9 protein-coding genes, 1 tRNA gene and 2 pseudogenes are annotated in these 13,218 nt (G+C 74.4%); 6 read left to right on the top strand and 6 right to left on the bottom strand.

Going from position 1 to position 13,218, the window contains the following annotated elements:
• Both ACYVGT_RS27520 and ACYVGT_RS27525 read left to right on the top strand, forming a co-directional pair.
• Nucleotides 1–1,062, top strand: a pseudogene (locus ACYVGT_RS27520) (serine/threonine-protein kinase); the annotation flags it as partial.
• Between the two features lie 241 nt (nucleotides 1,063–1,303).
• Complete coding sequence (locus tag ACYVGT_RS27525; protein ID WP_460863642.1) at nucleotides 1,304–2,284, top strand: quinone oxidoreductase family protein; 981 nt, start codon at nucleotides 1,304–1,306, stop codon at nucleotides 2,282–2,284.
• Nucleotides 2,285–2,425: 141 nt separating this feature from the next.
• On the opposite strand, the gene ACYVGT_RS27530 is transcribed toward ACYVGT_RS27525, so the two are convergent.
• Nucleotides 2,426–3,220: a VOC family protein gene (locus tag ACYVGT_RS27530; RefSeq protein WP_460863644.1), complete on the bottom strand. Its 795-nt coding sequence runs from the start codon at nucleotides 3,218–3,220 to the stop codon at nucleotides 2,426–2,428.
• Between the two features lie 158 nt (nucleotides 3,221–3,378).
• On the opposite strand from ACYVGT_RS27530, the gene ACYVGT_RS27535 reads away from it, so the two are divergent.
• Nucleotides 3,379–3,747 carry a hypothetical protein gene (locus tag ACYVGT_RS27535; protein ID WP_460863646.1) on the top strand — a complete coding sequence of 123 codons (369 nt, stop codon included), beginning with the start codon at nucleotides 3,379–3,381 and terminating at the stop codon, nucleotides 3,745–3,747.
• A 52-nt stretch (nucleotides 3,748–3,799) separates the two neighbouring features.
• Here ACYVGT_RS27535 and ACYVGT_RS27540 read toward each other — a convergent pair whose 3' ends face one another.
• The 3 genes from ACYVGT_RS27540 to ACYVGT_RS27550 all read right to left on the bottom strand — a co-directional run bounded on the left by ACYVGT_RS27540 (nucleotide 3,800) and on the right by ACYVGT_RS27550 (nucleotide 8,929).
• Entirely contained in the window at nucleotides 3,800–4,963 is a 1,164-nt protein-coding gene (locus ACYVGT_RS27540) for an SPFH domain-containing protein (protein WP_460863648.1), read from the bottom strand.
• A gap of 117 nt (nucleotides 4,964–5,080) precedes the next feature.
• Nucleotides 5,081–5,521 (bottom strand): NfeD family protein, encoded by a 441-nt coding sequence (locus tag ACYVGT_RS27545; RefSeq protein WP_460863650.1) that lies wholly within the window; start codon nucleotides 5,519–5,521, stop codon nucleotides 5,081–5,083.
• A gap of 486 nt (nucleotides 5,522–6,007) precedes the next feature.
• Nucleotides 6,008–8,929 (bottom strand): penicillin acylase family protein, encoded by a 2,922-nt coding sequence (locus ACYVGT_RS27550; RefSeq protein WP_460863652.1) that lies wholly within the window; start codon nucleotides 8,927–8,929, stop codon nucleotides 6,008–6,010.
• Between the two features lie 387 nt (nucleotides 8,930–9,316).
• Here ACYVGT_RS27550 and ACYVGT_RS27555 point away from each other — a divergent pair, with 387 nt between their 5' ends.
• Nucleotides 9,317–9,853, top strand: coding sequence for a hypothetical protein (locus ACYVGT_RS27555; RefSeq protein WP_460863654.1), 537 nt, complete (start codon nucleotides 9,317–9,319; stop codon nucleotides 9,851–9,853).
• Between the two features lie 824 nt (nucleotides 9,854–10,677).
• On the opposite strand, the gene ACYVGT_RS27560 is transcribed toward ACYVGT_RS27555, so the two are convergent.
• On the bottom strand, nucleotides 10,678–11,145 hold the full coding sequence (locus ACYVGT_RS27560; protein WP_460863656.1) for a hypothetical protein: 468 nt from the start codon (nucleotides 11,143–11,145) through the stop codon (nucleotides 10,678–10,680).
• A gap of 263 nt (nucleotides 11,146–11,408) precedes the next feature.
• Between ACYVGT_RS27560 and ACYVGT_RS27565 the strand changes: the two genes are divergently transcribed.
• Nucleotides 11,409–12,326, top strand: a complete 918-nt coding sequence (locus ACYVGT_RS27565; protein WP_460863659.1) for an LLM class flavin-dependent oxidoreductase — start codon at nucleotides 11,409–11,411, stop codon at nucleotides 12,324–12,326.
• A 53-nt stretch (nucleotides 12,327–12,379) separates the two neighbouring features.
• Here the strand turns inward: ACYVGT_RS27565 and ACYVGT_RS27570 are convergent.
• Nucleotides 12,380–12,455 (bottom strand) — tRNA-Arg (locus ACYVGT_RS27570).
• A 515-nt stretch (nucleotides 12,456–12,970) separates the two neighbouring features.
• On the opposite strand from ACYVGT_RS27570, the pseudogene ACYVGT_RS27575 reads away from it, so the two are divergent.
• Nucleotides 12,971–13,218 (top strand): annotated as a pseudogene (locus ACYVGT_RS27575) (cobalamin biosynthesis protein); the annotation flags it as partial.

The raw sequence follows: 13,218 nt of genomic DNA on the forward strand, positions 1-13,218 counted from the left end.
GCACCGCAGGGCCCGCCCCCGCAGGGGCCGCCGACGGGCGGCCAGCCGCCCACCGCCGCCTACCCGCCGGGCTACGGTCCCGGCCTGCCGCCGAGCGGGCCGCAGCCGGGCTTCGGCCCCGGCGCCCAGTCCCCGCCGCACGGGCAGGCGGCCGCCTACGGCGCCCCCGGCGTCCCTGGCGGACCCGGTGCTCCCGGTGGCCCCGGTGTTCCGCCCGGGGCCGGGCCGCCCGGCGCCTCCCCGGCCGGCCCGGCCGCGTCCGGCGGCGGCCGCTCCCGGACGAAGGCGAAGGTGCTGGCGGCCGCGGCCGTCGGCACCGCGCTGGTGGCCGCTGCCGGCACCGGCGTCTTCTTCGCGATGGACCCGTCCTTCCCCGAGGACGGCACCGTCGTCTACGAAGAGGACTTCGACTCCGGCGAGACCGAGTGGACCGACTCCTACGACGCCGAGTTCGAAGAGGGCGACGAGTACGGCCACTCCCAGCAGCAGCTCGCGCTCGGCGCCTACGAGGACGATCAGCAGCGCCGCCTGTCGTCGCCGTACAGCAAGCAGCACCCGGTCCACCTGAGCATGGAGTCGAGCCTGCAGTGGGAGTCCGGCGCGGACTACGCCCAGGCCGGCATGTACTGCTTCGGCTACGACGCCGACGATGACGACTACGAAGAGGACTACCGCCAGTACGAGATCACCGTCCGCAAGGACGGCAAGGAGCTGGTGATCCGCCGCAACGACGGCTCCGACGGCTCCGGCACCCTCTTCAAGACCGGCGACGTGTCCGGCTTCGAGGGCGGCGATGCCGCCAACCGCCTGCAGATCACCTGCGACCGTGAGCTGCCCGACCCCGACGCCGACGTCGAGGACGGCACGGTCACGGTTCGCGCCTGGGTCAACGGCGACTTCGCCGGCGAGGCCGTCGACAACCAGCCCATCCCGGGACGCGGCACCGGGCTGCTGCTGCACCGCGGCACGGGCGGGAGCGGCGGCGACGCCGTCGCCCTCTTCGACGACTACCGGCTCGCCGAGACCGCGCCTTCGGAGGAGAAGGACGACGACGCGGCCTGACGCGGGCCCCGCCCGCAGCCGGCGGGCCGCGGCGCGGCATGATCAGAAGCCGCACACCGCCGGGCGCCCCGGAGGCGGTGCGGCCACCGCACTGCCGCAGCGCCGCCGCCGGGCCCGGTGCGGCCCGGTGTGCCGCCCGTCCGCGGCGGACGCGGCGGCGCGGGGCGGCGCCCGGCTGCACTCGCACGCGGCGCAGGACCATCGGGACTGCGCCGCGGTCTCGGAGAAAGGACGCATCCCCATGCGCGCGATCAGCATCGCCCAGCCCGGCGCGGCCGAGGACATGCGCCTCGCCGACCTCGCCGACCCCGAGCCCGGCCCGGGCCAGGTCACCGTCGATGTCGAGGCGGCCGGCGTCAACTTCATCGACATCTACCAGCGCTCCGGCGTCTACACCCTGCCGATGCCGCTCACCCCGGGTGTGGAGGCCGCGGGCACGGTCTCCGCGGTCGGCGAGGGCGTCACCGGGGTGCAGCCGGGCGACCGCGTGGGGTGGACCAACGTGCCGGGCGGCTACGCGGAGAAGGCGGCCGTGCCGGGCGAGCGCATCATCCCGCTGCCGGACGGCGTCGCCGCGGAGCAGGCCGCGGCGGTGCTCCTGCAGGGCATGACCGCCCACTACCTGACGCACGACACCTACCCCGTCCAGGAGGGCGACACGGTGCTCGTGCACGCCGCCGCGGGCGGGACCGGCATGCTCATCACGCAGCTGGTGAAGAAGCGCGGCGGCCGGGTGATCGGGACCGTCTCGACCGACGCGAAGGAGCAGCTGGCACGCGAGGCCGGCGCGGACGAGATCATCCGCTACACCGAGCCGGGCGCCGACATCGCCGCGTCGGTGCGCGAGCTGACCGGCAGCGAGGGCGCCGCGGCGGTCTACGACGGCGTGGGCGCGAGCACCTTCGACGCGTCGCTGGCCGCGCTGCGCCGGCGCGGCATGCTGGTGCTGTTCGGCCAGTCCAGCGGAGCGGTGCCGCCGTTCGATCCGCAGCGGCTCAACAGTGCGGGCGGCATCTTCCTGACCCGGCCGTCGCTGGCCCACTACACCGCCGACCGCGCCGAGCTGACGGCCCGCGCGGGCGCCGTCCTCGGACTGGTGGCCGCAGGCGACCTCACCGTGCGCATCGGCGGCCGGTACGCCCTCGCCGACGCCCCGAAGGCCCACACCGACCTGGCCGGCCGCGGCACCACCGGCAAGCTCGTCATCGACACCCGCGCCTAGGGCTTGTGTGGTGGGCGGACACCTGCCCTGCTACGCGACGGACGCCACCCACCACACACGCGCCAGCGGCGCCCGGTTCGGGCTCCCCGCTCCTCACCGCGAAAGGTGGGGAGCCCGCGGCGTCCGCCGGTCCCGCAGCGGCTACTCCGCCGCTTCGGCCTCGACGGCGGCCAGCCACGCCGCCCAGTCGGCGTGCTCGGTGGCGAGCTCGCCGACCACCGTCCGCCGTTCCTCAGCGGTCAGGCCGACCGCGCGCAGTGCGGCCGCGATCTCGGGGATGCGCTGCTGCTCGCCCAGCCCGGGCGCCAGCTCCAGCTGCGCGGCCAAGGCGCGCGCCACGTCGATCGGCGCGGCCCCCTCGGTCTTGCGGCGCAGGCCCGACTCCAGGGCGCGGAAGGCAGCCCGGTCATCAGTCTTGAAATCACGCAGGTTGCGAGCGTTGTCCAGGACGCGCTGCAGCCCGCTGAGGGAGCGCGATCCCCCGTAGTCGATCCGCTCGGGCTCGTCCCGCTGGATCACGATGATGGAATTGCCGCACGGATCCATCACCGTGAACCGGCTCGCCCCGGGCCGCAGCCGGGTGATGCGGCCGTGGCCCGAGCGCGGCACCTTCCCGTACCGGGCTTTGAGGCCGGCCGCGAACGCCGCGTGGTAGGGCGCGACCGCATCGACCATGACGAGGCAGCTCGCCCCGCCACTCCGCACGGGGTCGAGGCCGTCCGGCGGCCCGGTGAAGTGGATCCCGAACCCGCTGTAGGCGAGGGCGAGGTAGAGGTAGGGCTTGCGCATGTCGTCGGTGACGGTGAAGCCCAGCGCCGTGTAGAAGTCGACCACTGCGTCGGGGTCGGGGGCGAACAGCAGGGGAACGGCCGTCTCGTTCGGAGCGGTCTCGGGCGGCGGCCCGGCCGCCCCGGCCTCCGCTGCTTCCGTGCTCATGGGCGTCCTCTCTCCGGCCGCGCCGGGGCACCGCTCTGGGCCCGCGCCGGTCCGGAGCGGCCAGCCTAGACAGAATCGGCCGAATCCGCCCATGGAGCGCTGCCGGCCGGCCGAAAACCGCTCGCTGACCGGCGCGGGCCGGCGCTAATGTCCCGGCCATGGACTCTCTCCGGGACGACTTGCGGGCCGGGCTCAAGGCGGCGCTGAAAGGGCGGGACCGCGCAGCGGCGGCCGCCATCCGGTCAGCGCTGGCGGCGATCGAGAACGCCGAGGCGGTGCCGGCCGCCGACGGCGGGCCCGCCGCGGCGGTCAGCGAGCACGTCGCGGGCGCAGCCGTCGGCGTCGGGGCGGCCGACACCGCCCGCCGCACCCTGACGGCGGCGGACGAGCGCGCCGTCCTCACCGCCGAGATCGCCGAGCACCGCTCGGCTGCCGACTCCTATGCGGACTCCGGCCATCCGGAGACAGCGGCGCGGCTGCGCGCCGACGCCGACCTGCTGGACACCTACCTGGGCCGGACCGGATAGCCGGGGCGCCGCACCCCCGGCCCTGCCCTCCGCACCGGCGGGACGGTGCCGGTCACCCTTCGTCGGTCGGCCGGGACGGGCCGGGCACCGCGGAGCCCTCGCCCGTCCCGGAAGCGCCGGCCGCGTCCGTGGTGTCGGTTGCGGTGGTGGTCGGGGCGGTGCGCTTGGCGGAGCTGGGGCCGCCGGCCGCTGCTGCCGCGGCCGCCTGGCGCGCGCTCTCCACCGCCTCCGCGGCGCTGTCCGCCGCCTCCTCCGCCGCCGACCGCACGTGCTCGGCGGCCTCGGTGCCGTGGTGCTCGCCCAGCGCCTGCCCGGCGGCGGTCTCCGGCGGCGGGCCGGAAGCGCTGCCGCCGTCCTCGCCGGAGAACGCGCGGGTCACGTTCTGCACGGCGGAGGTGAGCTCGCCCGGGATGACCCAGAAGGTGTTGCCCTCGCCGTTGGCCAGCGACGGCAGCGTCTCCAGGTACTTGTAGGCGAGCAGCTTGGGGTCGGCGTTGTTCTCGTGCACCGCCTGGAAGACGCGCTCCACGGCCTGGGCCTCACCGTCGGCGCGCAGGATCCGCGCCTGCTGGTCGCCCTGGGCCTCCAGGATCGCCTGCTGGCGTGCGCCCTCCGCGGTGAGGATGCGCGACTGCCGCTCGCCTTCCGCGTGCAGGACCACGGCGCGCTTGTCGCGCTCGGCCCGCATCTGCTTCTCCATGGCCTCCTTGATGGAGGGCGGCGGGTCGATCGCCTTGATCTCCACCCGGTTGGCGCGGATCCCCCACTTGCCGGTGGCGTCGTCGAGCACGCCGCGCAGCCGGGTGTTGATCTCCTCGCGCGAGGTGAGGGTGCGCTCCAGGTCCATCCCGCCGATGACGTTGCGCAGCGTGGTGACCGTGAGCTGGTCTATTGCCTGCAGGTAGTTGGCGACCTCGTAGGCCGCGGCGCGCGGGTCGGTGATCTGGTAGTAGAGCACCGTGTCGATGTTGACGACCAGGTTGTCCTCGGTGATCACCGGCTGCGGACGGGAGGAGAACACCTGCTCGCGCAGGTCGAACTTGGTGTTGACCCGGTCGACCAGCGGGATGATGAAGTTCAGGCCGGGCTGCAGGGTGCGCTGGTAGCGGCCGAACCGCTCGATGTTGTAGGCGCGCGCCTGCGGGACGATGCGGACCGTGGAGATCGCGAGCAGCGCCACGATCACTGCCAGAACGATGAAGATGATCTCACCCATGGGAAGCCTGCCCTGCGGTCGGTTGGGCTGCTGTCGGTGCGGCGGTCAAAGCGGCTGCTGCCGGGGGCGCGGACGGTGCGGCGCCGGCGGCGCCAGGCGTGTAGTCGGCGGGTCGGGTCACGGCAGCGCCTCCCGCGGGTAGACGACTGCGGTGGCGCCGTCGATCTCGACGACGTCGACGTGCACGCCCGCGGGGATGGTCTGGTCCTCGTCGATGGCGCGGGCCGACCACTCCTCGCCGGAGAGCTTGATCCGGCCCTGCTCGCCGGTGACCTCCTCCAGCACCACGCCGGACTTGCCGACCAGCGCCGCGGTCCCCGAGGCCAGCAGCGGGGGCTGCTGCAAGTGGCGGCGGGCGATCGGCCGCACGACCAGCAGGCCGGCGGCGGAGGTGGCGACGAAGGCGAGCACCTGGGCGGCGACGCCGAACCCGAGCGCACCCGTGATGGCGGCGGCGATGGCGGCGCCGGCCAGCAGGCCCAGCGACAGCGTGAGGGTCAGCGCCTCGGCGATTCCGAGGACTACGGCGGCGACGATCCAGAGGATCCAGAGCGGCATGTAGGGCCTCCCGTCCTGCGGGTACCCTCAACCTACCCGTCCGGTCTCCGCTGCTACACGGGCGCCGGGCGGCAATCCGATCACGCCCGGATCCGCGCCGGCTGCCGGCCGAACGGAAGCGCGCCGCCCCGCCAGTCCCGTCCGCACCTCGGTGGCGCGGTGCGCTGGGCATCGGCAGCCGGGCACGCCTGCCGCCGCCGTCCAGTGCTGCCGTCCGGTGCGCCCGCCCCCTTCCGCAGCGCGCCGAACCGGTGCGCCGGAGTCGCCGCGAGGCCGCCGGCGTGTTCCGCCCTGCAGCATTGACCCGTGCCGAACGGCCGCGGGCGGGGCTTCCCGGCGGACGCGGCAGTGCGGGGCCGTGCCGCGGTGCCGACGGGCGCAGCTCCCGCCGGCACCGGGGCACGGCCCCGCACCGCGCATCGGCCCGGCCTGCGGGCGGATGCCGCGGTCCCCGCCGGCCCTGCCACCGAGGGCCGGCGGGGCCGGTCAGCGACCGCTGGAGAACTCGGTGACCTGCTGGTAGGTCGGCCGGTTCTGCCAGGCGATGGGCCACATGTTGATGCCGCCGAGCGGCTGGTGCTCCACCGTGTCGCCGGCGAGCTGGTCGCCGCCGGGGTAGACGTCCTCGGCCGGCGTTGCCGCGGCCTCGGTGAGCGTGTCCACCAGCAGCGTGCGGCACTCGCCGGCGTCGCCGCCGCCGCAGTACTGCTCGCCCAAGCCGCCCTCGACCTCCTCGCCGAACACCGACCGCAGGTCCTTGTCGACGTAGGAGTACCAGCCGTATTGGAAGGCGGAGCCCTTGTGCTCGCCGTCGCCGTACGGCGTCTCGTCGATCCCGACGGAGCGCGTCACCTCGGTGAACAGGTCCTCGCCCAGGCCGGGCTCGAACTGCGCCGACACCAGCAGCGGCCACCAGGCGTCCATGATCCGGACCGCGTCGGCGTGGGCGTATTCGCCGTCGCCGCGTTCGGCCTCCCGGCGCGGCGCGCCGTCCTCCTGCCAGGCGGTCAGCTTCTCGACCGCCGCGGCGACGGCCGGATCGCCGGTGTCGGCATCGGCCAGCGCGTCCAGCAGCACCGGGAGCACCTGCTCGCCGCGCAGGTCGGTGTGGCCGGCCTCCGCCATCACCTGGGTCAGGGAGGACTTGGTGAAGGCGTGCCCGTCGTCGATCAGCGCGGCCACACGGCCGTCGAGCAGGTCTCCGCGGTGCACCGAGCCGTTGCCCCAGTCGCTGGAGTAGCCGCGCGCGACCTTGTTGTTCCAGTTGACGAGGTAGTCCTGGCCGACGGTGTTGGGGTGCTCGGCGGCCGGCGTGTAGTCGGCGCCGTTGTCGGCCGGGTCCCAGCCGGCCCAGCCGGCGTCCGAGCCGGCGGCGATGGGCAGGTTGGGGTCGGTTCCGGGGGTGCGGACCGGGTTGGCGCCGGAGTTCTGGAAGGCGATGGTCTCGGAGTCGGCGTAGTGCCAGTTGAAGGCGTAGCCGATGTCGGCGGCCGCGTCCTGGAACGCCTCCGGCGAGGTGATCGTGTCCGGCTCGTTGAACTGCTGGAAGCCGATGATGGAGTCGACTTCGCGCTGGTAGGTCGAGCGCCGGGCGACGTAGGCGACCGGGTCGCCGCCGACGGTCGCGAACGACTCGACGAGACCGAACTCCGACCGCAGCGAGGTCAGCCGGTAGGAGCCCGCAGGCGTCTGGTCGGCGACCGTCGGCTCCCAGGCGTTCTCCACGGTGAGCTCCTCGAAGGCGGTGCAGGAGCCGTCGGTGCCGACGTAGCCGCGCGACGAGGTGTCCGGCGCCGAGCCGTCCGGCTCGCACAGGTCCACGGCGAAGGTGTCGGTGATGTCCTGGCCGGCCGAGGTGGCGCTCCAGGCGTAGTCGGCGCCGTGTCCCATCTGGACGTAGAAGCTGGTGCCGGGGAAGGACGCGCCGCGCGCGCTGATGCCCGGGCCCTGCAGCTCCTGCGTCATGAGCAGCTGCGGCGAGAAGTAGCCGGTCTGCGGCCCCATCACGGAGACCGGGTTGCCGCTGGCGGTGTGCTCGCCGGAGACCAGCAGCGCGTTGGACATGCCGCGCGGCTCGGCCAGGTTGGCGGGCAGGACACCGTCGTTGAAGATGCCCTCGGCCGCTTCGAGGTCGCCGCTCTCGGCGCTCTCCTCCAGCGCGGCGCGGTCGTCCTCGCCCAGGTCGCCGAGCGTTCTGTCGTCCTCGGTGGTGCTCTCCTCCGACACCTGCGCGGCGGCGTCGGAGCCGTCGCCGCCGGAGGCGGAACCCTGCTCGTCGTGGACGATGTCGTAGGGCTCGACCGAGCCGGCGTCGGGCATGGCGACGCCGTCGGCATCGTCGGGGCTGGCGCTGTAGGGGAACTCGCCGTCGACCGTGACGGTCGCTTCCGGGTCGTTCTCGGTGCGCCAGGCGTCCCAGAGTTCGGCGCCCTCGTCTTCGCCGTACTGGTTCTGGAAGGCGAGCTTGACGACGGCCGACTGCACCTCCCCGCCGCCACCGCCGCCGAAGAGGGCGCCGACCAGCGAGGCGATGCCGACGACGTCGGTCGGCGTGAACTTCTCGATCTCGCCTTCCTGGGTGACGGCGTCCTTGTGGCCGGTGAGGACGTACTCGCCCGGGTAGTCGCGGTCCGACTCGGCCTGGTCGATGTAGGCGTTGATGCCGTCGATGTAGGAGCCGACGTCCTCCAGGGCCTGCGCGCCGCGCTCGCCGGAGGCGGCGACGCGGTCGATCTGGGCCTGCTTGTCCTCCTCGGTGTAGGGCGCGGTGCTCCACAGCATCTGCTCGAACGCGCGGTTGCCCTCGGCGCCTCCGGCGAACGGCGTGACCTGGCCGCGGCCGAGGTTGCGCAGCACGTCCATCACGAAGAGCCGGTCCTCCGCGACCGCGAAGCCGGCGCCGAACATGGTCCCGGAGCGGGTCTCGCCGTAGATGTGCGGGACGCCGTAGCCCTCGTCGCGGATGATGGCGACATCGTCGCGCGGGCTGTACGGGTCGCCGTCGGGCGAGCCGAACGAGGCATCCTGGAAGTACTCGCCGAGCCTGGCGTCGTCGAGCTCCTCGTACTCGTGGTTGAGGTTGTCGTACATGTCCAGCTGATCGGAGGAGTGCGCCGGCCGGGTGCCGAACAACTGGTTGCCGAGGATCTCGACGAGCGTCGCATCTCCGCTCTGGCCGGGCGGCAGGATGTCGTAGCAGCCGTCCTCGCCGCAGTGGTCCTCGACCGCGGCCATGATGGCGTCGATATCGGGGCCGTCGTCGGCGGCTGCGGGCACCGCTGCGGCCAGCGGCGCGGCGCAGACGACCGCGACGAGGGCTGCCGCTGCGCGGCGCAGCAGCGGGCGCGGCCGCGGCAGTGCGGGCCGCCGCGCGCTGCGGGAAGGCAGGGGGTTGGGGGGCAAAGCCATGGGGGGCACACCTCGTTCAGCGGGCGGGGGCAGAGGAGAGAGGTGGAATGACTCGGAAGGCGGAGCGGAACTGTCCTGGTCGTGCACGACGGGTCATCGGCACACTACGCAGAACCCCTGCTTTCGCGAAAGACTTTCACGTTCGCTTGGTGCACCGGTCCCGCGCTCCCGCCGCGCCCCGCACGCCCCGCACGCCCCGCAACCCCCGGGCCACCCAGGGCGAAGGGCTCTTTCCGGCACGCGCAAGGAGGATGTCCGGATTCGGCCATGGGCTGAGCGGGCCGGCCACCGCGCAGGCACACGATCAGCACAACAGGCTTCGCAGCCCCCGCAGCGCCCGGCCCGGAACCCACTCCGGTACCGAACCGGTTCTGAGAGGATCGCCCCATGGCAGACTTCCCCCAGCAGCCCGGGCATGGTGAGCCCTGGCGCCAGAGCGACCCGCAGACCCCGCCCTCGTCGCCCGGGTTTCCTCAGCACTCGCCGGGCGAGATCGTTCCTGCCCAGTCCGGCGGCTGGGAGTCGGCGGCGGCGGTGCCCGCACAACCTGACCCGTCGTCGCAGGTGCTGACCTACATCGGCGACATCGCGCTGACCCAGACCGAGGTGATCGTCCCCTCCGGCCGATTCCCGATCAAGGGCGCAACATGGGACGTCGCAGACATGACGCGAGTGGAGGAGCGCGTCTCCACCGTCGGCGTCATCCTCGCCATCGCCTCGGTCGCCCTGTTCATCTGGCTCTGCCTGATCGGCCTGCTCGGCCTCCTGTTCCTCCTCATGAAGGAGAAGAAGACGACGGGCACCATCCAGGTCACGGTGCACAACGGCAGCGCCTACTACGCCGCGGTGATCCCCGCCCGGGGCCCGCAGACCGTCCACGAAGTCATGCGCCAGGTGAACTACGCCCGTTCCCTGTCCAGCTGACCCTGTCCAGCTGAGGCGCGCCCTACCCGTCCGGTGCACCCGCCGGCCGGGTCGGCCATGGCGGCCGGCGACCGGCACCGCCGTGGAGCTGACCGGTCGGCACATCAGCACCTGCGCCGGCCGCACCCGCAGCCCGCTGCCGTCTCTGACCGGCGGGCGCACGGCCGGTGCCGCCATCATCCGGCGCCCGCCGCCGGCCGGGCAGCCTCCGCTCTCCACCGGCCGCAGGGGCGCCATCACCGCGCGGCCGAACGCACCCGCCCCAACGCACGGGTGGCCACTCGTGTACAGCCGCCCGCGGATCGGCACCGGGCGGAGTCCCGCCGGCCCGCTCGCACGGCCCGCGCCGCCGGGCTCACCGGTGCGGCACCGCACCACGGCGTGAGTCCCAGTGCTGCAGCCCCGGAGCAGTTCGGCACCACGCGGGCGCGGGTGCAGCGGGCTCCGGCGCCAGGACAGCCGCCCTGCCGGTCGGCGCGGCCGAGTCCTGCGGCCCCGCCCTCCCGCTGCGGACCCCCGCGCAGCGGGAGGGCGGGGGCGTAAGCACCGCAGACGCTCTACCGCTGACTGCATACCGGCCCCCACCGGCACCAGCGTCCGCGCACCGGTGAGAGCGCCGCCTGCCGGGCCGGTCTCGCCGCGGCGGCCGGCAGCCCCGCGGCACCGGCTGCCATCACCGCCCCGGCCGGCAGACCGCGCACCCGCACCTCCGCTGCGCACGGCCGCCAACCGCCGCTTTCGGCCTCGTTCACCACCGCCACCGGGCCCCCGCCGCGTGCGCGGCGCGGGCCCGGGTCTCACCGCTCGGCTGCGCCGAGGCCTGCTCAGCCGACCCGCGACGCTCCGGGCGAGCGTGCCGCGCCCGCACTGTCCGCGGCACGGGCGGCACCGTCAGCGCCGGCGGGGTCGGCGGTCCTCTCCTTTTCGCCCGAGGTGATGCGGTCGAGGACCGTGTCGCGGACGAACGCGGCGAGCGTGCGGCCGTCGGCGGCCTCGTCCAGAGCGGCGAACTCCTCCTCGGTGAAGGCCACGCTGAGGCCCCTGCTCCGCTCAGCGACGGGGCGCAGTCCGAGCATGCGGCGGTGCAGGCGCTCCAGGGCGTCGGCCGGGAGCGGGCCGTAGCAGTCCTCCAGGTGCACGAGCCAGTCCCGCATCTCGTTCCACCGGGCATAGCGCCCGGCCAGGCCGTACAGGTAGGTGGTGACGGTGCGGTCGCCCGCCGCTGCGGCGAGCTCGCCGTAGGTGGCGGGGTCGAGTTCGAGGACGACGGTGTGCGTTTCCGCGGGCCCCATGGGGTCCCCTTTCGGCGTTCGGGCAGGACCGGCGGCGTCGTCCCTCGCACGCGCGGCACGGGGCAACCGCCCGCCCGCGCCGGGCGCCCGCTGCGCCCTGACCACGACCGTCCGCCATCGCCTCAACGCTAAGCACCGCGCCGCCCGCCGGCACCCCCGGTCCGCGAACCTGTGGACAACCCGTGCCACCGGTCCGACCTGCCGGGTTGACATGGACTTAACTCCAAGTTCCAGAGTGGGGCGTGAACCGGAAGGAGCCCGTGGTGCCGCCTGCAATCAGCGTCAACCTGCCCACCCTGGAAGAGGACCTGCGCCCGGGCGGAATCGGCGTGGCCGACGCCGCCCGGGCCGCCGAGGAGGCGGGGATCGACGCCGTCAGCGCGCCCGACTTCATCGTGGGCGACGGAACGCCCGCGCTGGAGGGCACCGCCGTCCTCGCCGCCGCTGCCGGAGCCACCCGGCGCATCGGCCTGGAGTTCGGCGTGATCGCGCTGCCTGTCCGTCCCCTCGCCCTGCTCGCCGCCCAGGTCCAGACGCTGCAGCACCTGTCCGGCCACCGCATCCGGCTCGGCACGGGGCTCGGCGGTGCGCCCGGGTCACCCTTCTGGAAGGCGGTGGGGGCACCCGCCACCCACCGGGGAAAGCTCGCGGACCGCGCGCTCGCGCTCCTGCCGCCGCTGATCCGGGGCGAACCCGCAGCAGTCCCCGGACGGGACGGGCCCACCGAGGTCACCCTGGCTCCGGGCGCACCCGTGCCGCCGATCCTCATCGGCGGCGGAGACGGCGACGCCCCGCTCCGCCGCGCCGCAGCCTTCGGACAGGGCTGGGCGCCGTCGTTTCTCTCGCCCGCGCAGGTCGCTGCCGCCGCCGACCGCCTGGCCGCGTTCGCCGCAGAACTGGGCCGGCCCGTGCCCGAGATCCACCTCGGCGCGCACGCCCTGGTGGGCAAGGCCGCCACCCGCGCCGCGCGCGACGCCCTGTTCGCCACCCTGGGCGGGTTCGCGCAGATGTCCGCCGAGGAGGTCGCCGGCGTCACCCTCACCGGAAGTCCCGCCGAAGTCGCCGAGCGCATCGCCGCCTACACCGAAGCCGGCGTCACCAGCTTCGGCCTGGCCCTCGGCGGCCCCGACTACCGCGCCGACCTCGACGCCATCGCCGAGGCCCGGTCCCTGCTCACCTGAGGGCGCTGCGACCGGTTCAGACGGCACCGCACGTCGGCAATCGCGAGCCGGGATGGCGCACCCGGCAGGATTCGAACCTGCGGCCGTCGGATTAGAAGTCCGATGCTCTATCCACTGAGCTACGGGTGCCGGGTTGAGTTGTGGCGGGGGTGGGGCGGGGGCCTCGGAGCGGCTTGAGGCGACATCTTACGGTATTCGGGCGATGCGTCCCAAGGTCGGGCAAAAAAGCACATCCGGCCGGAATCGGAGGTGCGTCCCCTACCCCCACGCGCACCACCAAACCGACGGGTATCGCCGACCGCCAACACGTTACCGCTGATTAACCGCTGGCGTGGCGCCGCGCGCGGGTGTCGCGCCCGGGTGTGTCGCCGCGGGAGGGCGGCGGTCCGGGCGCGCCGGGGCCGCCGCCGGGAGCCTGCCGCTCCGCGGAACGGGGCTCAGAACAGCCAGTAGACGCCGTCGGCGACGGCCGACAGCAGGGCGAACACCGCCAGCATGCCACTCCCCTCCTCTCCCGCGGCCACTGCGCGCAGAGGGGAGGGCGCCGGACACCCCGGGTCATGCTCTCAGATTCCGCGGGCAAACTGCGTTTACCGGCCCATGCCGATGTCCTGACCTGCAGCGGCGGGCGCTACCGTGGCGGCATGCCCCGCCGTTCGCGCATCAGCACCGCCCCTGCCGCCCCTGCGTCCGGCCCCGCCGCGCGCGCCGCCGGACTGGCGGCCGGCGCCGTCCTGGACCGGCTAGTCCCCGACCCGCAGCGCGGACACCCGGTCGCGCTGTTCGGCGCGGCGGCCGGCCGCCTTGAGCAAGCGCTGTACCGGCCCTCCCGCAGACGCGGCGCGGTCTTCGCGGCGCTCGCCGCAGGGACGGCGGCGGCCGCAGGCGCGCC

The organism is Nocardiopsis coralliicola, assembly GCF_054779695.1.